Source organism: Streptomyces pseudogriseolus (genome assembly GCA_002154585.1).
Lineage (GTDB): Bacteria > Actinomycetota > Actinomycetes > Streptomycetales > Streptomycetaceae > Streptomyces > Streptomyces pseudogriseolus.
On the sequence record MUNG01000233.1, the window covers coordinates 1 to 21,709 of the forward strand.

The 21,709-nt window shown below is 69.9% G+C and carries 17 protein-coding genes and 6 pseudogenes; 8 read left to right on the top strand and 15 right to left on the bottom strand.

Annotated features, from left to right (window positions below):
* Positions 1–608: 608 nt before the first annotated feature.
* A pseudogene (locus tag CCN29_RS21020) lies at positions 609–761 on the bottom strand (ATP-binding protein); the annotation flags it as partial.
* Between the two features lie 570 nt (positions 762–1,331).
* Between CCN29_RS21020 and CCN29_RS21025 the strand changes: the two are divergent.
* The 4 genes and pseudogenes from CCN29_RS21025 to CCN29_RS21040 all read left to right on the top strand — a co-directional run bounded on the left by CCN29_RS21025 (position 1,332) and on the right by CCN29_RS21040 (position 5,967).
* Positions 1,332–2,510 (top strand): serine hydrolase domain-containing protein, encoded by a 1,179-nt coding sequence (locus tag CCN29_RS21025; protein WP_006133050.1) that lies wholly within the window; start codon positions 1,332–1,334, stop codon positions 2,508–2,510.
* Between the two features lie 426 nt (positions 2,511–2,936).
* Positions 2,937–3,679, top strand: a pseudogene (locus CCN29_RS21030) (SAM-dependent methyltransferase).
* 153 nt (positions 3,680–3,832) lie between these two features.
* The gene (locus CCN29_RS21035; protein ID WP_086683691.1) at positions 3,833–5,038 is read left to right on the top strand and encodes an NAD(P)/FAD-dependent oxidoreductase; all 1,206 of its coding nucleotides are present in this window, start codon (positions 3,833–3,835) and stop codon (positions 5,036–5,038) included.
* Positions 5,035–5,967, top strand: a complete 933-nt coding sequence (locus CCN29_RS21040) for an RNA polymerase sigma-70 factor (RefSeq protein WP_006134108.1) — start codon at positions 5,035–5,037, stop codon at positions 5,965–5,967. Before CCN29_RS21035 ends, CCN29_RS21040 begins: the two co-directional genes overlap by 4 nt.
* Here CCN29_RS21040 and CCN29_RS36080 read toward each other — a convergent pair.
* Positions 5,885–6,325 carry a helix-turn-helix domain-containing protein gene (locus CCN29_RS36080; protein ID WP_234315863.1) on the bottom strand — a complete coding sequence of 147 codons (441 nt, stop codon included), beginning with the start codon at positions 6,323–6,325 and terminating at the stop codon, positions 5,885–5,887. The two genes, CCN29_RS21040 and CCN29_RS36080, sit on opposite strands and share 83 nt — an antisense overlap.
* Before the next feature lie 183 nt (positions 6,326–6,508).
* The gene (locus CCN29_RS21050; protein ID WP_052034387.1) at positions 6,509–7,153 is read right to left on the bottom strand and encodes a TetR/AcrR family transcriptional regulator; all 645 of its coding nucleotides are present in this window, start codon (positions 7,151–7,153) and stop codon (positions 6,509–6,511) included.
* A 90-nt stretch (positions 7,154–7,243) separates the two neighbouring features.
* Between CCN29_RS21050 and CCN29_RS21055 the strand changes: the two genes are divergently transcribed.
* On the top strand, positions 7,244–8,053 hold the full coding sequence (locus tag CCN29_RS21055) for an SDR family NAD(P)-dependent oxidoreductase (RefSeq protein WP_086683694.1): 810 nt from the start codon (positions 7,244–7,246) through the stop codon (positions 8,051–8,053).
* 54 nt (positions 8,054–8,107) lie between these two features.
* Here CCN29_RS21055 and CCN29_RS35410 read toward each other — a convergent pair whose 3' ends face one another.
* From CCN29_RS35410 to CCN29_RS21065, 3 genes are all read right to left on the bottom strand, one after another.
* Positions 8,108–8,296 carry a hypothetical protein gene (locus CCN29_RS35410; RefSeq protein ID WP_143661353.1) on the bottom strand — a complete coding sequence of 63 codons (189 nt, stop codon included), beginning with the start codon at positions 8,294–8,296 and terminating at the stop codon, positions 8,108–8,110.
* Positions 8,297–8,450: 154 nt separating this feature from the next.
* Entirely contained in the window at positions 8,451–8,759 is a 309-nt protein-coding gene (locus tag CCN29_RS21060; RefSeq protein ID WP_086683697.1) for a hypothetical protein, read from the bottom strand.
* Between the two features lie 1,058 nt (positions 8,760–9,817).
* On the bottom strand, positions 9,818–10,855 hold the full coding sequence (locus tag CCN29_RS21065; RefSeq protein ID WP_051792178.1) for a glycosyltransferase family 4 protein: 1,038 nt from the start codon (positions 10,853–10,855) through the stop codon (positions 9,818–9,820).
* Positions 10,856–11,557: 702 nt separating this feature from the next.
* Here CCN29_RS21065 and CCN29_RS21070 point away from each other — a divergent pair.
* Positions 11,558–12,907: a hypothetical protein gene (locus tag CCN29_RS21070; RefSeq protein WP_086683700.1), complete on the top strand. Its 1,350-nt coding sequence runs from the start codon at positions 11,558–11,560 to the stop codon at positions 12,905–12,907.
* A 327-nt stretch (positions 12,908–13,234) separates the two neighbouring features.
* Here CCN29_RS21070 and CCN29_RS21075 read toward each other — a convergent pair.
* From CCN29_RS21075 to CCN29_RS21110, 8 genes and pseudogenes are all read right to left on the bottom strand, one after another.
* Positions 13,235–13,858 (bottom strand): annotated as a pseudogene (locus CCN29_RS21075) (isochorismatase family protein).
* Positions 13,859–13,862: 4 nt separating this feature from the next.
* A complete protein-coding gene (locus tag CCN29_RS21080) occupies positions 13,863–14,630 on the bottom strand; it encodes an urease accessory protein UreD (protein ID WP_228731573.1) in 768 nt (255 codons plus the stop codon).
* Between the two features lie 137 nt (positions 14,631–14,767).
* Complete coding sequence (gene ureG / locus CCN29_RS21085) at positions 14,768–15,466, bottom strand: urease accessory protein UreG (protein WP_031023224.1); 699 nt, start codon at positions 15,464–15,466, stop codon at positions 14,768–14,770.
* A 29-nt stretch (positions 15,467–15,495) separates the two neighbouring features.
* Positions 15,496–16,170: an urease accessory protein UreF gene (locus tag CCN29_RS21090; RefSeq protein ID WP_031023223.1), complete on the bottom strand. Its 675-nt coding sequence runs from the start codon at positions 16,168–16,170 to the stop codon at positions 15,496–15,498.
* A gap of 76 nt (positions 16,171–16,246) precedes the next feature.
* Positions 16,247–18,085: an urease subunit alpha gene (locus CCN29_RS21095; RefSeq protein WP_086683703.1), complete on the bottom strand. Its 1,839-nt coding sequence runs from the start codon at positions 18,083–18,085 to the stop codon at positions 16,247–16,249.
* On the bottom strand, positions 18,069–18,731 hold the full coding sequence (locus CCN29_RS21100) for an urease subunit gamma (RefSeq protein ID WP_078883031.1): 663 nt from the start codon (positions 18,729–18,731) through the stop codon (positions 18,069–18,071). The genes CCN29_RS21095 and CCN29_RS21100 overlap by 17 nt, the downstream gene beginning before the upstream one ends.
* A 563-nt stretch (positions 18,732–19,294) precedes the next feature.
* A pseudogene (locus CCN29_RS34985) lies at positions 19,295–19,414 on the bottom strand (IS21-like element helper ATPase IstB); the annotation flags it as partial.
* A 259-nt stretch (positions 19,415–19,673) separates the two neighbouring features.
* On the bottom strand, positions 19,674–20,093 hold the full coding sequence (locus tag CCN29_RS21110) for a transposase (protein WP_086683706.1): 420 nt from the start codon (positions 20,091–20,093) through the stop codon (positions 19,674–19,676).
* Between CCN29_RS21110 and CCN29_RS21115 the strand changes: the two genes are divergently transcribed.
* On the top strand, positions 20,092–20,637 hold the full coding sequence (locus tag CCN29_RS21115; RefSeq protein ID WP_086683709.1) for a pyridoxamine 5'-phosphate oxidase family protein: 546 nt from the start codon (positions 20,092–20,094) through the stop codon (positions 20,635–20,637). The genes CCN29_RS21110 and CCN29_RS21115 overlap by 2 nt on opposite strands.
* A 94-nt stretch (positions 20,638–20,731) precedes the next feature.
* Here CCN29_RS21115 and CCN29_RS21120 read toward each other — a convergent pair.
* Positions 20,732–21,313, bottom strand: a pseudogene (locus CCN29_RS21120) (MmyB family transcriptional regulator); the annotation flags it as partial.
* 14 nt (positions 21,314–21,327) lie between these two features.
* Between CCN29_RS21120 and CCN29_RS21125 the strand changes: the two are divergent.
* Positions 21,328–21,474: pseudogene (locus CCN29_RS21125) on the top strand (short-chain dehydrogenase); the annotation flags it as partial.
* Positions 21,475–21,709 lie beyond the last annotated feature (235 nt).

The following is a 21,709-nucleotide window of genomic DNA, read 5'->3' on the forward strand; positions in this document are numbered from 1 at the left end:
CAGCAGCTTGCGCACAGCGCGATGGCCGGCGCGGTGACGATGCTGTCCCGTGGCGTTAACGGCGCGAAGTGGCCCCAGATTATCGGTCTGGGCTGGCCCCACGGCCGTGGTTGAAACAGCGCTTGTTCCGGCCTGAAGTGGCTCCGGCTTCCGGTCCCAGCAGGACCAGCCCGGGTAGTTGTGGGGCTGTTGAGGTGGGCTGATGGGCCATGCGAGAGAATGCTGCGCATGACGACTTGAAGAGCACCGGCTGGTCGGCGGCACTGGGTCAAGGTCGCGACCTCGGACACGGTCATGGACGGTGATTGCCGAAGCTGTGCTGCCTGCGGGACAGCAGTCCGCTCCTACCAGTTCCGTCTCTATCCGCCTGAGTCCTCGATGTTTGAGCGGTGCGTCGGCTTGGCATGGTGCTCCGGGTGCCGGATCTACTCCGGTGCGATGGTCCACATTCCCCGAACACGTGTCCTCGTCGACGCACTGGGCTCCCTGCCTGAGGACGAGTCTGTTCGACTGCGCCGCAGCGAAGCGAAACTGGTCGACTACCTCGATCGCCAAGGTCGCCGGTAGCCGTGATCCACATCCAGAGAGTGACCGGTCATCTGTGAGGGCTATTTCTTCGCCTGCTGCTTGGCCTTGGTCTGGGCGAGGCGATAGGACTCGGTGCCGGTCTCGATGATGGTGCCGTTGAAGGTGAGCCGGTCGACGACGGCCGCGCAGAGCCGCGGGTCGGTGAACGTCTTCGTCCAGCCTCCAAATACAACGCCACCGGCCAACAGATCACCACCAGGGGATCCTCCTACTACCTGCAGAAAGCCAACTTCTCCCCACAGGGCGACCTCCGTGAGCTCTGGCTCGGCACCGGCGAAAAGCTGATCTACGTCACCAACTCCTACGAGAAGGGCACCCGGCGCCTCACCGGAATCAAAGTGACCGACGACATCGACAGCTATCCGCTGCAGGACCTCGCCTTCACCCAGGACGACGCAGGCAACGTCACTTCACTCTTCGACACCACCACCCTCGGCGGTCGCGCACCGCGACCGGCCCAGCTCGCCTCGCACGCCGAGTTCGTCGAGGATCACGCGGCAGAGCCCGGCCCAGAGCCGGTCCCGGCTCCACTGAGCGAACCTGCGGTAGACCGTGGGGGGTGCGGCGAAGAGGAGGGACGGCCGGATGGTCGGGGGCCAGCACCATCCCCGTCCGGGCAGCCAGCTGGATGGTTTGCGGTGCTGGTCCTCCGTAGCGTTACAGCCATGGAGATCACGAAGAGTGCGCGGTGGGGCCGGTCCGGACGGTGGCGTGCGGGGCTGGCCGTGGCCGGGGTCGTCGCAATGGGGGCCGCATCGCTTCTCGGGCCGGGCACCACGGCCGAGGCCATGGGCGCCGCCGGCGGGGACGTGCGGTCGCGGCTGCAGCGGGACGCGGACGCGGTACGGGACACGGGAGCCACCGGGCTGACGGTGCTCGCCCGGGACGCGGCCGGGAGCGAGACGCAGGCCCGGTCCGGTACCGCGAGCCTGAAGGACGGGGGCCGGGTGCCCTTCGACGCCTACTACCGCATCGGCAGCGACACCAAGACCTTCACGGCCGTGGCCGCGCTCCAGCTCGTCGGCGAGGGCACGCTGCGCCTGGACGACACCGTCGAGCAGTGGCTGCCCGGAGTGGTGGCCGGCAACGGCAACGACGGCAGCCGCATCACCCTGCGCAACCTGCTCCAGCACACCAGCGGCCTGGCCAATTACACGGACATCGCCTTCGAGGACCCGGCGGAGCTGACACCCGAGCGCTTCCACGCACAGCGGTTCCGCTCGCAGACCCCCGAGGAGCAGGTCGCCGCGGCGATGGAGCGCGCCCCCGGCTGGCTGCCGGACGCGGACGATCCGGGCGCCGAGACGCAGTGGGCGTACTCCAACACCAACTACGTGCTGCTCGGGATGGTCATCGAGAAGGCCACCGGCAACCCCTGGGCGCAGGAGGTGCACGACCGGATCATCGAGCCGCTGGGGCTGCGCCGCACGCTGATACCGGACACCTCGCCGTACGTGCCGATGCCGACGGCCACCGCGTACACGCAGTTCCCCGGCCGGGACGACCTCACCGACACCACGCTGGCCGTGGGCGGCGGCGCGGACGGCGGCATCATCAGCACCACCCGCGACATGAACACCTTCCTGCGCGCCCTGATGGGCGGCCGGCTGCTGCCGCCGGAGCAGCTGCAGCAGATGCGCACCACCGTCCCGGCGCCCGGCTACGCCGCCGACGGCAGGACCCGCTACGGGCTCGGCCTCGCCTGGCGCCCGGCCGAGGGCTGCGGGAGCGGGATCTGGTACCACGGCGGCACGTCCTTCGGCACCGCCTCCGAGACCGCCGTCACGCCCGACGGCCGGGTGTCGGCCGCGGCCGCTGTCTTCACCACGCGCTTCGGTGACGAGAAGCGCTTCCTCGAGCAGGCGGAGGCCGCGGTCCGCCTGCTGGACCGGGCGGTGTGCGGCGACCGGAAGCGCGGGTGACCAGGGGTGCACACCCGCAGAGGACACCGCTTGACTTCTTCGGTAGGAGTCGCGCAGTCGGGAGCGTGGGCCGTCGCTGTCACACAGTTGGATGCTCAGTTTGCCTCGCACGTGGGACTCCTAGGCTGCCCGACAGTCGATGCTGCCGTCGCCGTACAGACTGCCCATGTCCCAGTCGTCATCGACAGGCTTCGCGAGACACAGGCCGTGGAACCCGAGAACGATCTCCTGACCACCATTTCGTGCTGTCCTACACACCCACCCCCGTGAACGCGCGCGAGGACATGATCAACCGGGTCGTTGCCGTCCTCGTCCCGTGAGCCGGTCCGGATCCGTGAGCGTCAGCCGACGCCAGTTGTCCCGCGCGGAACAGGAGTCCGCCGCTAATGAGGTGCGCGCACGCTGTGTCGTTGGCACGCTGCCCCGGTGAATCGCAAACAGATGTCCCACATCGCTCATGCCGAACACCCGATCAGGTCCCCGCTCGACGACGGCTCGGTGCGCCGCCTGCTGGAACGCGGCCTCAAAACAGGGCGACGAGCGGGTGCTCGACCTCGGCTGCGGCGGAGGGGAATGGCTCCTGCGCGCCCTGACCACACGACCGGATGCGCACTCCGAGGGCGTGGACATCCCCGAGACCGCCCTCGCGCACTCGGCCGGCGCGGCACTCGGCCTCGGCGTCCGAGACCGCCTCGTCCTGCATCACCGAAAAGCCGAAGAGTTCGTGTCCGAGCAGCCGTTCGACGTTGTGCTCAGCTCCGGGGCCGCGCACGCCTTCGGCGGCTTCCTCCCCACCCTTGCCGCGGCCCGCGCGCGCCTGGCTCCCGGCACCGTGTCCTCATCGGTGACGGTTTCTGGGAAGGGCCCCCGTCGCAGGAGGCCGTCGAGATGCTCGGTAACTTCACCGACCTGGCGACCCCGTGGACCGTGTCGTCGCCGACGGCTGGACTCCCATTGACGGCCACATCAGCACGCGCCAGGAGCTGGACGACTACGAGTGGGCCTGCTGGGGCTCGCTGGCCGCCTGGGCCCTCGATCACCCTGACCGCCCCGACACCGCGCAGGTGCTCGAGACGGCCACGGCCCGGCGCACCGAATGGCTGCGTGTCTACCGGGACGCCTTCGGCTTCCTCTCCCTGGTTCTGCGCCGGACATCCGACAGCGCTTGAACCAGCCCGCGCGCCGCGGATGTCGAACTGATGCCAGGTACCGGCCGGCCCACAGAAGGGCTGTGTCGCGCATCACATCCGGCTCATGTCACAGGCGGGCTGTCTGCTCCCATCTGGTGGACGTCAGCAAGCGCAGCCGAGGAGGAAGCAGCGATGAGTACACGGCAGGGGACCGGCACGGCGACCGCGCACCGCGTGGTGATCCTGGGGGCGGGTTACGCGGGCATGGCCGCGGCCATCCAGCTCGCGGCCCGGGTCAAGCGGCGCGAGGACGTGCAGGTGACCCTGGTGAACGCGCAAGAGCGGTTCACCGAGCGTATGCGCCTGCACATGACGGCGACCGGGCAGCGGCTCGCCGAGCTGAGCATCCCTCAGCTGCTGGAGGGTACGGGCGCGGAGTTCGTGCGCGGGTGGGTGACGGCGGTGGACGCGGACGCGAAGACCGTGCGGATCGACGACGACCGGGTGCTGGCCTACGACACGCTGGTGTACGGGCTGGGCGGCGTCGCCGACACCTCGGCGGTGCCGGGGGCCGAGGACCACGCGTACACCCTGAGCAGCGCCCAGGACGCCGAACTGCTGGCCAACCGGCTGGCGCGGCTCGGCAGCGGCACGGTCGTGGTCGCGGGCAGCGGGCTGACCGGCATCGAGTCGGCCGCGGAGATCGCCGAGAGACACCCGGAGTTGAACGTGGTGCTGCTGGGCAGGCAGGAGCCCGGTTCGGCCATGGCCCCGAAGCCCAAGGCGTATCTGCACGCCGCGCTCGACCGGCTGGGCGTCCAGGTACGCGCCGGCGTCGAGGTGGTGAAGGTGCTGCCCGACGCGGTGCAACTGGCCGGTGGGGAGAACGTCGCCGCCGACGCGGTGCTGTGGACGAGCGGCACGCGGGTGTCGCCGCTGGCGGCCGCCGCCGGGCTGGACGTCGACCAGCACGGACGCATCGTCACCGACGCCGCGCTGCGGTCGGTGTCCCACCCCGAGGTGTACGCGATCGGCGACGCGGCCGCGATCCGCCAGGGCTACGGCCTCATGCACGGCACTTGCCAGGGCGGCATGCCGACCGGGGTGCACGCCGCGCTGTCGATCGACCGGGTGCTCAGGGGCAGGCGGCCCAAGCCGTTCCGGTTCGGCTATTACCACACGCCGGTGAGCCTGGGACGCGGAGACGCCGTGGTGCAGTTCACCCGGCCCGATGACAGCCCGCGCCGGATCTGCCTGACCGGCCGCATGGCCGTCCGCTACAAGGAGACGGTGACCGCCTCGCCCTGGCCGACCTACGGCCGTATGAAGAAGATGCCGGCCTCGGGAGCCTTCTGGCCCCGCGGGGGCCGCTTCACCCGCAACCCGGAGGCCAAGTGACCGACCTGCCCGCCCACCCCGAACTCGACCCCGGTCAGGAAGTTTTCCACGAGCACCGGCGGCTGCTGTTCTCCGTGGCCTACCGCCTCCTCGGCAGCGCGGCCGATGCCGAGGACGCGGTCCAGGACGCCTGGATCAAGTGGTCTGCCGCGGACCGCTCGCAGGTGGCCGACCCCAAGGCGTACCTGACCCGGATCGTCTCGAACCTGGCGTTGGAACGACTGCGCTCCACCCGGCACAAGCGGGAGACGTACGTGGGGCCGTGGCTGCCGGAGCCTGTTCTCACGGGAGGAGACGCCTCCGAGGTCGTCACGGAGGCCGAGTCGGTGTCGATGGCCATGCTGGTGGTGCTGGAAACGCTCAGCCCGCTGGAACGCGCGGTGTTCGTGCTGAAGGAGGTCTTCGACTTCAACTACGCCGAGATCGCCGAGGCGGTGGAGCGTTCCGAGGCCGCGGTCCGGCAGGCCGCGCACCGAGCCCGCGAGCACGTACGGGCCCGACGGCCGCGCTTCGCCGCCGACCGATCGCGGCAACGTGAGGCCACCGAGCGGTTCTTCGCCGCCGCGACCGGCGGGGACGTCAACGCGCTGCTGGAACTGCTCTCCCCGGACGTCACCCTGTGGACCGACGGCGGCGGCAAGGTCCGCCAGGCCCTGAGCCCGGTTGTGGGCGCGGCCACGGTGGCCGCCTGGTTCGCGGCCATCGGCACCGTCACCTATCAGGGCGTCGAGCCTGCCGAGATGAAAGCCGAACTCGTCGAGATCAACGGTGGGCCGGGCATCGTGTTCCGCGGACCGGGACGCGTGATCGCCACCGTCACCTTCGACTTCGACGCCGACGGCCGTATCACCGCCATCCATAACGTGGCCAACCCGGACAAACTACAGGCCGTCTCCGACGGCACCGCTCACGACCTCGGAACGCAGTGAGCGTCGTCACCGCATGGAGGGTGCGATCACCAGACCGGAGCCGCGGCCGGCCGGCACCAGGCCGGCCGCGGTGGCCGGCTTGCACCGGCGCGCCGACGGCGGCTGGTCGTCCCGCTGCTGGTGCGCTCCCAGACTTCGCTGGCCACGTTCCTCCCGGAACCACCCGCCTGACGGCGACGGCGCAGGGCGCGGCGATCGCGCTGTCCGACGCGGTCGGCACGATGGCCGCACCCGGGCTGGTCATCGGGACACCGGGCCGCGGCTCGTCGGACAGGCCGTCCAGGCCCCGTTCGAGGAAACGCCGCCGCCAGGTGCGGACCGTGTCCGGCGTGACCTGCAGCCGGCGTGACACCTCCATGATCGAGTGCCCGTCGGCGCACTCCAGCACGATCCGCGAGCGCTGGGCCAGCGCCTGAGCCGTCGTGCGACGACGCACCCAGCCCTCCAGCACAGCCCGTTGGGCATGAGTCAGTGACAGCGGCGGAATCTTCGGACCCGGACGACTCATACCGAACCAATGGCGAATCTCCGACTCAGGTCACTAGGCCTTGCCCTTTGAGGACGCTGACGGGACCGCCGCGCCGGAGCGTGGAGGAAGTACTGCGGTCCGGTCGCGCAGACCGTTGATCAGGACATCGACCATGCGTGTCGCCGACCGCTTCCAGTCCGGGTCCGGGCTGACGTTCGCCACGCCGCCGAGGGCGCGCAGCAGATCGAGCGGTTCGACGTCCGGGCGGATCCCTCCCGCCCGTGTCGCCCGGCCGACCAGTTCGGCGGCGGCCGACGCGAGGCGCGCCGAGGACTCGCCGTACACGGCGCCGGTGCCGCCGATGAGCGTGCCGAGGGCCTCGGACATCCCCTTCTTGGTGTCGAGGAAGTCCACGAACAGCAGCAGCCACTCGCGAAGCGCCGCCACGGCGTCGCGCTCCCCCGACAGCCGGGAAGCCTCGTCGACGAGTGAGGACATCGTCTGGCGGTAGACCGCCTCGATCAGCGCGTCGCGTGTGGGGAAGTGGCGGTACAGCGTCGCGATGCTGACGTCGGCGTCACGCGCGACCTGCTCCAGGCTGACCCGCACGCCCGTCTCGGTGATGGCTCTCTGCGCCGCGGTGATCAGTCGCGCCCGGTTCCGCTCGGCGTCGGCACGTCGTCGTCGCGCGGGCGTTGTCGCAGGTCCCTGCTGCATCTCCGTCGGCCCTTCGCTAACCGTAGGGGTCCTACGTAACATAACCGTAGGAGTCCTACGGTTCACCGTTGTCAGGAGGAGCAATCATCCATGACTGAAGAACGCACCATCCTCGTGACCGGCGCGACGGATGGGGTCGGCCGCCGGGTCGTCGAACGACTCGCGGCCCCGGGCGTCCACCTGCTCGTGCACGGCCGCAGCACAGACCGGGGCAAGGCCGTCACCGGTCACGTCGAGCGCGCGGGCGGCTCGGCGACCTTCCTCAAGGCGGACTTCGACTCCCTTGCCGAGGTCCGCGCGCTGGCCGAGAGGGTGCGGGCCGAGCACCCCCACCTCGACGTCCTGGTCTGCAACGCGGGCATCAGTGAACCCGACGGTCCGCGCAAGGTGACCAAGGACGGCCACGAACGCCATCTCGGCATCAACTACCTCGCCCACTTCCTGCTCACCCACCTGCTGTTGCCCCGGCTGGGCGCACGGCGGCCCTCGCGCGTGGTCAACGTCGTCTCCGCCGCCCAGGACGCGCTCGACTTCGACGACCTGATGCTCGAGCACGGCTACAACGGCTATCGCGCGTACGGGCGGAGCAAGGTGGCGCAGGCCATGCTCACCCTCGACCTGGCCGAGGAGTACGCGGGAGCGGGCATCACGGCACACTGCCTCCACCCCGGCACCCATCTCGACACCACGATGGTGCGCAGGGCCGGTATCAGTCCCGCCGGCTCGGCGGACAGCGGCGCCGAGGCGGTGGTCGCGCTCACCACCCCGGACGACACCACGGGCGGCTACTTCAACGTCCGGCGCCCCTCGCGTGCGCATCCCCAGGTCTACGACCGCGAAGCCCGCCGGACACTGCGCACCGTCAGCCTCCACCTGGCGGGCCTGGACCACTCCGCGTAACCCGCCGCGCCATGATCAGCCGCGCCCGGGCGCCTTCTCCTATGCGGCCTACGACTATCCCTTCTTCAGCACCCGGTAGTAATCCGGTGCGGTCAGAGCAAGTCTGAACACCATGCCGTGCCGCTTGCGGACAGCGGCTACCGTGCCGGACTCCGGATCCCGCACACAGCGGGTCAGGGGAAGATCACCGGCGGGGCACTCCTGGGGCTCCTCGATCACCAGGTAGGGCCGGTCGTCTCGCACCGGGTCCCACGACAGGGTCTGCCCCGGGGCGGAAAGCTCGGGCGCTTCCGGCTCCTGGTCCCGTCCGCCCCGGTACTGGTCGACCAGCGGCCCGTCGACATGGTGAGTGAACGCAATTCCCGAGCCGGTGCGGTCGCCGACGGCGAGTATGCCGTCAAGGACGGAGACAATGCGTTCCGGTTGCGCCGTAATACGCGGTGACCCGCATCGAACACCGGATCTTGTACGGTTCCTCACCGTCCGGGTCCAGCCACCTCCTCGCCCGTCCACCGATGCACTCGTCATGCACCACCACCAGGCCGAGGGCGAGGGGAGTGTGTTCGGCACACGTCTCCACGATGTTACGCAGGTTCCGCTCCGCCTCCTCCCGGGCGGCGACGGCCTCCGGGCTGCCCGCGAGCGCGCGGACCTCCTTCCTGCCGCACTTGCACGTCCGGCGGACCGCCCGCTGAACTCCGACCACTGCAGGACCACCTGGCCACGGTGGCCGGCATCCCCGACCGGCGACTGGTACAGAGGGTCGTCCTTGCCACCTGCCCGTGTCCCGTTCCCGGGCACGGTCCGGCCCTCGGTTACGCCATGGCCACCAACGAAACTACTGCCGCCCCCACCGCCACTGGCGAAATTGCCGCCCCCACCGACGAACAGGCCGCCACCGCCACCCGCGTAGCCGGCACCGCCACCGGAATCGCCGCTGTAGCCGGCGCCGCCGCCCCCGCCCATCCCGGGGATCGGGATCCGGCCCCCGGGGGTTCCCTTGACGTGAGCGCCGCCGTTCTCACCGGTGTTGCCGCCACGGCCTCCGTAGCTGCTGTTACTGGAGATGGCGCCGCCCGCGCCGCCCGTGGACCCCGACGCTCCGCGTGCCGGGGTTCCGGTCCATCCGCCGGAGGTGTAGGTCCGTGCGTCGGAGCCGCTGGTACCGCCGCGCCGCCTCCTCCGCCCCCGGCGATCAGCAGGGTCTTGCCCAGCCGCTGGCTGTACAGGCCGCTCATTCCACCGCCGCCGTCCGGGCCGCCGCCCAGGTCGACGACGATGCGCAGGATTTCCCCCGGCGCCACGGCGATGCGCCCGGTGGCAGAGCCGCCCCCGCCCCCTGTGTCCGTTCGGCCTCCGCCACCGCCCCAGCAGCGGGCGTCGATGGTGGTGACGCCGGGGGGAACGGTGAAGTCCTGGACGCTGCCGGTGTAGGCGAAGCGCTGACTGTGGGTGTACGGGCCGACGGGAGCGCTGTCGGTCGGCTCGATCGCCGAGCGCGGCTCGATCACGCTGGCGAATTCGGTGACGGTGTCCTCGGTGAGCGTGTTCTGGTCATGGAGCGTGTCCTTTCCTTGGTTGCTGGCGGGGTCCGGTGTCGTACTGCAGTCGGCTGCGCGGATGTCCCCGGCCTGGTCCGGTCTGACGACGGTTGGCGCAGTGGGCGGCGTGTGCGGGGATGGGTGGACGGCTGCGAGGGTCCGTCGGGACGGTGCGTGGGACTCGCTGCGGTCCGGGGGCAGGAGGTGGACGGAGGCGAGGTCGTCACGGGCGCCATATGCGGCTGAGGGCGCGGCGGGTGCTGATGCGGGGGCTGGTGTCCCACAGGGTTTCGACGGCGTCGCACCACTGGTCGAGGTCGGGGGCGGCGCTGAGTTCGAGGGAGCGGGCCTTGGCGCGCAAGGATGCCTGGGCCCAGTTGGCGGGGTCTCTAAGGGCGGTGAGGGCGTGGATCCAGGCGCCGAGGTCGTCGCGGTAGGCGAAGATGCCGGCGTTGCCGAGAGATTCGACGAGGCCGGGGGTGGGGTGGGCGATGACGGGGATTCCGGAGGCGAAGGCTTCGATGGCGACGCGTCCCCAGGACTCGTAGAGGCTGGGCATGAGCATCACGCGGGAGCGGGAGTAGACGTGATCGCGCATCTGCTGCCCGGGGACGCCGTCGACGACCTCGCAGTTGGGCAGGCGTGGTGGGGGCATGATCTGCTGGCCGTAGGCGCCGCGGACGCCGAGGAAGTTCCATTCGGGGGTCCAGGCGGCGATCTGCCAGAACAGTTCGCCGCCTTTGTCGGCGTTGAGGTTGACCAGGGTCGCGGCCTCGCCGGGCTGCGTGCGGTATTCGTCGGCGAGTACCGGGGGGCGTACGACGATGCTGTTGCGGGGCAGGAACTCGCGGGGGTAGCGGGCGTAGAAGATTTCGCCGTCGCGGCGGATCCATTCGCTGTTGTAGACGACGAGGTCGGCGCCGGCGGCGTTGTGGAAGCTGGTGGCGAAGTTGTCGTGGCAGATCACGGCGAGCGGGATCCGGCGGTCGCGGGCGAGTCCCGCGAGGACCGGGACGTTTTCGAAGTGGGAGAGCAGGACGTCGGCCTCGGCGGCCTGGGCGGCGAAATCCAGGCCCTCCTGGAAGGGGACGACGCGTACGCCGTCGATCTCGTAGCGTTTCTCGGTCTTTCCGGGGTGCGACAGCCAGACGGTCACGTCGTGGCCGCGCTCGGCCAGGGGGCGGAGCATCGAGTGGAGCATCCACTCCGAACCCGCGTTGTGATCCGGTGGGTAGCCGTACACCCGGGCCACCAGGGACATCCGCCGCCTGGTGGGGGCGGCGGCCAGCCGGTAGGGACGCAGTGCCGCTGGGTCCACACGCAAGATGATGGTTCTCCGAACGGGTCGAGTCGGGATGGCGGTTCGCCGGCACACCCGCCAAGAGCGGGCTGCCCGCCCGCCCTGGCCATGTCTTCTCGTGCCGGGCGGCGCCGATGCCCCGGCGGTCACACCGAAAGCACCAGCAACCACCTCCATACCCTTCGTGATCACTCGGACACGTTGAGCGCCCAGTCGGAGGCGGGCGCGCGGGAGCACGCAACTCCGCAGGTTCTACAGCCTGATTGACCGCGCGAGCGCCCCCCTGCGCCGGGGCGCCACCTGTACGACGTGCCGGCAGGCACAGCCCCGCACGCCGGGGCGCTGCCCGCGGACCGCCAGGCGGGGCGCAGCGTCGCGCACGCCGGTGTGCCGGCAGCCCGCAACCCGTCGGACAGGGCGCTCCGCACTCCGGCGCACCGGCCACGGGCACCTCGCGCCGTCACATTCTTCCCATTTATTCACTCACATGAAGGAGATGACGGTTCGCACCGAGGGATGCGGCAAGGCTGCCCGTAGCAGCCGTGCTGTGGTCGCCGCTCACCCGCCACACGTGAGCCGGGCACCCCGCCTTTCCCCAGCACCTCTTTCCGCCTGGCCGTTCGCGAACAGGCCAGGTCTTCATCACAGCCATAGGAGTTTGGCATGACTACAACAATTGAGCCTGCGGCCGACGTCGAGGCGCCGGACTCGGCCGAGACGGGCATCGAGACCCTGGGCCATGCGAACCGGTTCGCGGTCTGGGATTCGGAGTTCCGCTACGACGGCCGCATCCGCGTCCCCGCAGGCGTCAAGATCAGCAAGGTCGAGTACGCCTACTACGGCCGGGACGACAAGTCCTACGTCACCGCCACCGTCGCCCCCCGCGGCCAGATGGGAACCAGCGAGCAGTACGAAATCATCGACCTGACGTTCTTGGAGGACTCCGACGTCATCACCTTCACCCTGCGCGGCGACCTCAACGTCGACGCCGCCCCGGAGCAGAACCAGTACAGCCGCACCTACCGGCTCGGCGTGAGGCTCAGCCTCAACGACGGCACCACCCGCATCACCCACGTGCCGGTGGAGGTCCTGTGGCCGCACTACAACGCGGACAAGGGGTACGCGGGGCGCCCGTTCGTCCGCCTGCCCTACGACACCGGCTGGGGCGGAAGTCCCAACAGCCAGGCCGGGTTCGGCTACGTGTCCGACAACGGCTACGTCGCCGAGAAACTCATCGTCGACCTGGTCAACCCCCGCCAGGACGTGAAGGACGTGGCCAGCAACTACAGCGACCACGTGTACTGGCAGCTGCTGCACGAGGACGGCACGCCCTCCCGCCTCACCCCCGACCCGGTCAAGCTCAACGTCAAGGGACACCAGGGCGGCGGCACCGGCGACAAGAGGATCCTCGAGGCGATCAACCTGCGCGATGCGGGTGACAAGCCCGGCTACTACCGGTTCCTGGTGTGGCCGCAGTCCATCGACACCGCCAGCGGCAAGACCAGCATCTTCAGCTGGGACCGCACCAAACTCGAGGACGCCTTCCAGATCGGCAGCATCTACTACCGCTACACCGCCACCGGCGCGACCGGCGCACGCTTCAGCGTCGTTCCGGGCGGGCCGCCCGACGTGAAGCTGTCCGCCGGCGGACCCGTCGGCTACCCCGGAGTGCGGCTGTCGACCGACGACGGCCCCGTCCCGGTGCACACCGTCCAGGTCAGCCTGCCGACGGGCATGGGACTCGCATTCGTCGCCGAAGGCAATCCCGGCTACATGCTGACCGTCCTCGACGGCGACGGAGCAGCCAAGCACTACCCCGGCCAGCTCTCCGCCGACGGCCAGACACTTACCTTCCCCAAGGTCAACCTCGCGCTCGCCGGCAAAACATCCCAGTCCATCGCATTCGTCGCCATCAGGGCCACCGACCCCGACACCACCGGCCGCACCTCGCTCACCTTCCAGATCGGCACCGAAACCACCCAGAGCACCCCCATCGAGGTCGGAGCCCGCTGACCCGTCACCCTTCGAGCGCCCGGTCCCGCCGGCACTGCCGGCGGGACCGGGCGCCTCCAGCAGGCCCCGCCAGGTGTGAACCAAGCCGACAGGCTTCATGCCGTCGAACCGGCCCGCGCCCGGCGGCGTCCGCCCTCGCGGACAACGACGAAAAGAGAGTGTGGTTTCGGCGACGGTGGCGAAGCCGCGCCCAGGCAGTGCCGACCAGCCATCGAAGAGGCCAACGGCGGCCAGGCTCTCCACTCTCCCCGGCCGCGCCGGCCGTCCCTTACTCCTTCACACCGCCAGCGGCAGGCTCGCCACAAGTGGTGCCTGATGCTTTGTCATCTACCCGCCAGTCACGCCGGACATTGTGACCCCCGCTCGCCGGAGTGCGTCGCAGGCCTGCTGGATCGTGTCGTGGTGCACGCCGACGGTCAGGTCGAGCAGGACCTGCGTGGTGAATCTTGCTGCGGCGGCGTCCAGGGCGGTGGCTTTCACGCAGTGATCGGTGGTGCTTCCGAAGACGTCCACGGTGGTGACGCCCTCCTCCCACAGCTACGCAGTCACCCCCTTCCCGTTTTCGTCGGCGCCTTCGAAACCGCTGTAGGCGGCCTCGTAAGCCCCCTTGTAGGAGACGGCGTCGATGGCTCCGGCATGTACCGCAGGGAGGAAGCCCGGATGGAAGTCCCCACCTTGCGTACCGGCCACGCAGTGCACCGGCCAGGAGGTCTTGACGTCGGGGGTGTCGGAGAAATGGTCTCCAGGGTCGACATGGTGGTCGCGGGTTGCCACGACGTGCTGGTACCCGGCTTCCTCCGCGCGTCCGGCCAAGTCCCGGACTTGTTAGGCGATTTCCGCCCCACCTGTCACAGCGACACTGCCGCCTTCGCAGAAGTCGTTCTGCACGTCCACCACGATCAGTGCTCGTCCTACGTTCCTGCCTTCCGGTTCGGCTTTCACGTCGGTCATGGATCTACCGCTGTCCTTCGACCTGGGCTCTCGGCGATTCGTAGGCGTACGCGAGGGCGCTGTCCAGGAGGTCGCGCAGTTGCGCCGGTGTCGGCGCGACGGCAGTGGCTATGAGGGCCTGAGGGGCGGCGAGGGGGGTCAGTACCGCGTGTCCCTCTGCCGGATCGTCGCCGATGACACGCGACTCCTGAGGCGCGTCGAACACCGGGTCGACCAGGAGGAGCTGCCCGGTGGCGTGGTGGGTTCCGAGGACGGCGGGGCCGTCCCATGCCGGTGCGGGCCGGCCGTAGGCGGTGTGCTGATCGAGGATCGGTCGTCCGCCGCGTCGGACGGTCAGGCGGGTGGTGAGGTGGCCCGGTGGTTCTCCCGAGCGGCCCAGAAGCTGTCCTTCCCGCATGAGCAGGCGGGAGGTGGGGGCGAGGTCTACGGTGAACGTCTGGTGCAGGATGCTGTCCCGGGTACTGATCAATGGCTCGGGCAACCAGTACAGGGTCGCATGGTCACCCACCCTGATCCGTACGTCGTACGTGGCTGGGGCGGTGGTGGGGCCACGCAGGGCGATGGTGGCGGCTGCGCTGGTCACCTCCAGCCGGCCGCGTGTCTCGACGGTGATGTCCAGGGCGAGCCGGTCTCCGCCGAGCGGTGCGCTCATGGCGCCGAGTACGCGCACGCGCGCCTGTTCGCCGCGGGACCGTAGCCGGCGCAGGTGGAAGGGGCCGTCGTTGTGCAGGAGGGGGACGGTTGTGGTGCGGCCGTTGTGGGTGGCCCGAATTCGGGCGGTCGCGGTGACTGCGGACGGGTGCGCCGGTACGGGCCCGGCGGAACGCCGGCCGTGTGGCCCGCCGCCGGTTTTGAGGGGTTCATTGACCGGCGCCGGGATCGCGGTCGGCGTCTGCGCGGTGGAGGCATTCATCGGGCGGATCCGGCGGTGTGCCAGGCGGTGAGGCAACCGATGACCCAGTCGGCGACCGGCTGAACGCCGTCGGTGCTTGTGAGGCTGGTGAAGGCGTACGGCAGGTCCTGGCGCTGCTTGCGGGTGTCGGCCCTCATGGCGTCCAGGTCGACGCCGACGTAGGGGGCGAGGTCGGTCTTGTTGACGACGAGGAGGTCGGCGGTGGTAATGCCGGGACCGCCTTTGCGGGGGATGTCGTCGCCGCTGGCCACGTCGATGACGAAGACCTGAGTGTCGACGAGTCCGCGGGAGAAGGTCGCGGTGAGGTTGTCTCCGCCGGACTCGATGAAAATCAGATCGAGTCCGTGCAGGGTCTGTTCGAGGTGCTCGACGGCTTCGAGATTGGCGGAGATGTCGTCGCGGATGGCGGTGTGCGGGCAGGCTCCGGTTTCCACGGCGGTAATCCTCTCCGGTGGCAGGACGGCCTCGCGGCGCAGGAAGGCGGCGTCCTCCTGGGTGTAGATGTCGTTGGTGACCACGGCAATGGAGAGCCGGTCGCGCAGGGTGCGGCACAGTGCGGCCACGGTCGCCGTCTTGCCCGAGCCGACAGGTCCGCCGAAGCCGATGCGCAGGGCGCGGCGGCTGCCGTCGGCAAGAAGCGGCTCGGCGCTGTGGGTGTGGCGGTGCGGCATGGTCACGGGGTGGTCGAGATGCACAGAGATGCTCCAGGCAATGGTCAGGGCGGTCAGGAGGCGAAGAGCCGGACGGTCCAGGCGGCGTGCTGCTCACCGGTGATGTCCAGCAGGGGTGCCGAGGCGGCGGGCAGGGCGGCGACCCCCTCCGTCGCCGTCCGCACCGCCGCGGCGGTCGCGCTGTCGGCGACGGTGTCGAGTTCGTCGGCGAGCCGCGCCAGGACGGCGGTCGCGTCGAACGGGTCCAGACTCAGCAGGCGTACCGCGGCGGTCGCCGGGCCTCCGACGCTCTCGTATGCGGCAGCCTGGGCGGCGTCGAGTGGAGTGAGTCGGGCGGCGCGGGCGGTGACGCCCAGCACGACCGGCTGGTGGGCGCCGTGGGGCCGGTGGTGGGCGAGGTGGTCGAGGTCGGTGCTGGGCCAGGTGGCCCGGGCTGCGCGCATCAGTTGCCGGCCCAGGCGGCGTGCGATGCGGCGCAGCGCCGGTGCGGGCGTGCGGGTGTCGGCGGCCTCGTCCAGGGCGAGGGCGTCGTAGCCGTGGGCAGCGGCTGCGGCGAGGCCGGCCGCGACCAGCCCTGTGGTGTGCAGCCGTCCCCGGCAGAATGCCTCCAGGCTCGCGATGTCGTGGACCCGGCCGGAGGCGACGGCGGCTTCCATCCCGCCGGAATGGGCGTGCCCACCGGCGGGGAAGCGGCCGTCGGCCAGGACGAGCAGGGCGGTACGGCTCATGGGGTGGCGGTAGTGCCTTTCACGAGGAGGGGCGTCGGAGCCTGCGCGCGGCGCGCGCAGACTCCGGCCGAGACGGTCAGAACAGGAAATAGCGCTGGGCCAGGGGCAGCTCGGTGGCGTAGTTGCGTCCGACTTCCTGCCCGTCGACCGTGGTGCGGACGTCAGATGTGGTGGCGCCGCCGATGGTGACGTCGAAGGTGTCCGGGTCGATGTCGATCTTCGGGACGCCGTTGTTGTGGACCATGTCGGCCTTGGTGACCTCCCGGGTGGAGCGGATCGCGCGCCGGGGTTTGAGCAGCCCGATCTCGGCGAGTTCACCGTCCAAGGCCGCCTCGGCCACGAAGTTGAAGGAGTTCGCCGCCGGGGCGCGGCCTTCGAAGCCCCAGACGGGGCGCGGGAGGTAGGGCTGCGGGGTGGGGATGGAGGCGTTGGCGTCGCCGATCTGGGCGTAGGAAATCTGGCCGCCCTTGATGACCATGTGCGGCTTGACACCGAAGAACTTCGGCTCCCACAGCACCAGGTCGGCGAGTTTCCCGGTCTCGACGGAGCCGACCTCGTGGTCGATGCCGTGGGTGATGGCCGGGTTGATCGTGTACTTGGCGACGTAGCGGCGGGCGCGGAAGTTGTCTGCCTGCGCGTCATCCTCCCGCAGGTGACCGTAGCGGGACTTCATGACGTGCGCCGTCTGCCACGTTCGCATGATCATCTCTCCGATGCGGCCCATGGCCTGGGCATCGGAGGACATCATCGAGATGGCGCCCATGTCGTGCAGCAGGTCCTCGGCGGCCATGGTGGAGGGCCGGATCCGGGAGTCGGCGAACGCCATGTCCGCGTCGACCTCCGGATTGAGGTGATGGCACACGATCATCATGTCGACGTGCTCCTTGACGGTGTTGACCGTGAAGGGACGCGTCGGGTTCGTCGACGCGGGCAGCACGTTGGGTTTGCTCGCGAGGCTGATCATGTCGGGGGCGTGGCCGCCGCCGGCGCCCTCGATGTGAAAAATGTGCAGGCTGCGGTACTTGGCCGTCTTATCCTTGCGGTCCTTCTTCGTTGCGGCGAAGGTGCTCTGCACGAAGCCGGCCTCGTTCAGCGAGTCGGCGTGCAGCGCGACCTGGACACCGGTCTCCTCGCACACCGTCAGCGCGGTGTCGATCACCGCCGGGGTGGCACCCCAGTCCTCGTGGATCTTCAAGCCGAGCGCGCCGGCCCCGACCTGGTCGTGCAGAGCCTTCTTCGAGACGGTGCTGCCCTTGGCGAGCAGGCCGATGTTCACCGGGAAGGCGTCCAGCGCCTCGAAGGTCCGCTGGATGTGCCACTTGCCCGGCGTCACGGTGGTGGCCGTGCTGCCCTCGGCGGGGCCGGTACCGCCGCCGATCAGCGTCGTCACACCCGACGCCACCGCCTCGTGGATCTGGTTCGGGCAGAGGAAGTGCACGTGGGTGTCGACGCCGCCCGCGGTGAGGATGCGTCCCTTGCCGGAGATCACCTCCGTCTCGGGACCCACGACGAAGTCCGAGGCGCGAGGGTCGTCGTTGGGGCGCGGCGTCATGGTCTCCGGGTTGTACGCCTTGCCGATGGCCCGGATACGGCCGTCACGCAGTCCGACGTCGGCCTTGACGACGCCCCAGTGATCCAGGATCAGCGCACCGGTGATCACGGTGTCCACCGGCTCGCGGGGGTCGTCGCGAGGGATGTGTGACTGGCCCATCGACTCACGGATCACCTTGCCGCCGCCGAAGACCATCTCGTCGCCGCTGCGCCCCGGCCCACCGCACCAGTCCGCTTCGATGCGCAGGACGAGATTGGTGTCGGCCAGCCGGATCCGGTCGCCGGCGGTCGGCCCGTACAGGTCGGCGTACCGGGAACGCAGCAGCGGGTCCCAGGGCTTGTCCTTCTCAGTCCTGTCCGGCATCGAGGTGCTTCTCCTCTTCGCTCTTGTCGGCCTGCAGCCCGTGGACGATCCGCTCGCCGGAGATCGGCACGAGCATCACGGTGCGCCTGTCGCCGGGCTCGAACCGTTCGGAAGTGCCGGACGGAATGTGCAGCCGCATTCCGCGGGCCGCCTCACGATCGAACCTGAGTCCTTCGTTGGCCTCGGCGAAGTGGAAGTGGGATCCCACCTGGATGGGGCGGTCCTTGGGGTTGCGCACGACCAGCGGCACAGGCTTCGCGCCTTCGTTGAAAACCAGCCGGTGTTCGTCCTCGTCCGGCAGCAGTTCCGGCTTGCCGGGATGGACGTCCACCTCGGTGGACGCCTCGTCGAACGGCTTGCTGATGGTCACCAGCTTCGTGCCGTCCGGGAACGTCGCCTCGACCTGGACGTTGTCGACCATCTCCGGCACGCCGTCCATGACCTCACTGCGCTGCAGCACATGGCGCCCGGACTCCATCACCGCGTCAACCGTCGCCCCGGCCCGCGCCTCCTCGTAGACATGCGCTGTCAACAGCGCCATGACCTCTGGATAGTTCAACAGCAGACCGCGCTCACGCCGCCGCTGGGCGACATCGGCCGCCACGTGGATCATCAGACGCTCTTGCTCATGCGGAGTCAGATGCATGCCAATTCCCCCTCCCCTTTTCGCGAGACACCTGTGCGGCATCCACCACGAAGCGGCATACATGTGCCGCACGTCGCACCTGCCGTAGATCGATCGTGGAAGAGGGGAGAACGAATGGACAGCGAAACGGCCCGGTCGGCCCTGATGGAGTGAACCGGGGGCATAGGGCGCATACGGGGCGCGAGACCGCACGGAGCGTGGATGAGCCGACGGCTGTGTAAGTACGCCAGAGCCGCAAGGCCGCCGCATAGCTGTGAACGACCGACCGGCGGCGCGCCGCCGCCGCGGCAGCCGCGAGGCCTGCCCTGCGCTCGCATCCTTCTTCGCACGCCCCCCCACTGTGTGCTCTGCTTCGGAGTATCGCTGATCAGGCTTGCTCGTGCGCCATCTGCAACCGCGCCGAGAGCCCTCGGGGCTCGTCGGAAACCCCAGCCGGATGGAGCGGGCCGTGCCTCCCGTTACGCGCCGGGCGCGCGCCTGCACCCCTCGTCTGGCGCAGCGTCGTCGATCACCGTCCCTTGCGGCGCCCGGGCATGATCACGAGCAAGCCATGGCCAAAAGGCGTCGCACTTGGCCATCAGCAGCTCGGCGAGGAAGCCGCTGTAGGTCATCTGGTCCTTGACCGCTCGGTCGGCGATCTCGGAGAACTCGTTGCGGACCGACGGCAGTCGCAGCATGCGGCAGTCCCGCTTCTCCCGGAGTTGACGTCCACCCACGAGAGGGTCAGCAGTCAGGGCCGTGCAGTCCCACACGATCAATCCCACTGCGGCCCTACGCCGGATCCGGCGTAGGGCCGCAGTCGCCGAAACCTCTGGCGTACGACACCGCCGACGGTGCGGCCGGCCCTGCTTCCGGCGACGGGCGGAACGCTGTCGACCAGGGCCAGGGTCGGGGTGACGTCGTCGACGTTGGCGGCGGTTGCCGTCGCAGATCAGATGGTGCTTACTGCCCGTCTTCCCCCGGTGGACCGGCGACGGGCCGGTTGCTTAGCCCTCTCTTTCGCGCGGATGCGGATGGCATCCACGCAGGCCCTGGACCAGTCCAGCTCGTCGGCCGCGTGCGTTTCGGCGAGCAGGCGCCGGTGCAACCGGTAGAAGACACCGGCCTCATGCCACCGGCCCAGTCGGCGCCAGCAGGTCTGACCGGATCGCACCCCAGCTCCAGCGGCAGCAACTGCCAGCTGATGTCGTTGCAGAGCACGTACAGGATGCCCTGCAGGCACAGCCGGTCGTCCACCGGCTGCGGCCCGGGCGCCGTCTCGGGCCATGGTGGCAACAGCGGCTCGATCAGCGCCTGCAAGTCGTCGTCGCCGGGCCGGGCTGCGTAGCCTTCGTTACAAAAGGAGCGAAAGGGAATCCGCATGACTCCGAAACAACCCCGGACCGAGCTCGACGCCCGCTACAGCTCCGCGCTCAACCCGCGCCCGGGCGCCAAGGACGTCGCCGCCACCGACTGGGGCGAGGCCGAACGCCAACTGCGGGCCGCCGAGGTCTTCTGGATCACCACGGTACGACCGGACGGCCGGCTGCACGTCACGCCCCTGATCGCCGCCTGGCACGAGGGGGCTCTGTACTTCAGTACCGGGCCGGGAGAGCAGAAGGCGAAGAACCTGGCCGGCAATCCCCACTGCGCACTCACCACGGGGCACAACTCACTCTCCGAGGGCCTCGACATCGTGATCGAGGGAACGGCCGAGCAGGTGACGGATCCGGCGCGGCAGGACGAGGTCATCGCCGCGTTCGAGACGCAGTACGGGGACCACATCACCTCCCCGGAGGGGACCTTCCACGGCTTCGGCGACAGTATCCGCAAGGGCGACGACCTGCTGTTCGCGGTGGCACCCGGCACGGCGTACGGCTTCGGGCACAACGGCCAGGCGTTCAGCCACACCCGTTACACCTTCTAGCGGACTCGCGTACAAGGAAGCTCCCCGGCCGCCGAGGGAAGGCGTGCCCGGGGCGGTCCGACACCCTTACAGGTGAGGTGACCCGTCCGATCCCCAGTTCGTCGATCAGTTCCCGCAGGCGTGGGTCGGCCGGGTGGTGGCCGGCCACGGACCTCAGTTCGGTGAGCATGCGTGTCCCTTAGGTGAGCATGCGTGTCCCTTAAAGCCCGCAGCTCCTCTGGGGCCCGGCGGACACGGCCGGGCGGGCCGAGGAAGTGGTGCCGGACGCGGTTGCGTGATAAGCCGCGCAGCGTGGACGGGTCACCATCGGAGCCGCGTACACGGGTTCGCGACGAGCAAGGTCATCGCCGCGTCCAGGCCGACGACCGGGGTGTCGACGAGGCGGTCCAGCAGCCGCTGCCCGCTCGGTGTGAGGTGGGCGGGCACCGTGTCCGGGCCGTGCGGGGCGAGTCCGGCCAAGGGGAACCAGGTGGGCGCGTTCGTCCGGGTTGAGACGCAGGGCGCGGGCCAGTGCCTCGATGACCTGTCCCGAGGGGCGGGTCGCCCGGCGCTGTTCGAGGCGGATGACGTAGTCGACCGAGACGCCGGCGAGCATGGCCCGCTCCTCCCGCCGCAGTCCCACCGCGCGCCGGCGTCCGCCCTCCGGCAGGCCGGCCGTCTGCGGGGCGACCCGGTCGCTTCAGCGGCGCCCCGGGCTTCACCAGGACCGACCTCAGCGGCAACACCGGCACCCGGAGTGTCGAAGAAAGCCCGGAGATCGTCGTGCGTATGGCGGCCGTCGGTGCGGACGGGCCCACGGGCACCTTCACCGACATCGATGGGCCGCTGCCCTGGTGAGCGCTTGCTGGTGACCGGGGTCTGGGGGCTGGGCGCGCCGGGGCGCTGCGTCTCAGCAGAGGATGTGGTCGGCGTCCGCGGCGTTCTGCGCCCGTCGGTGTGATGCGCCTCCCGGCGTTCCTCGGCCGGCTGGCGGGCGCCCGCGCCAGGTGCGTGGGCGTCCCTTGGGCCGTCAGCGGTACATGGGAGGTCCACCGGGCGGCCTGCGGTCCCGGCGGCGAGCAGCGGCAGCCGG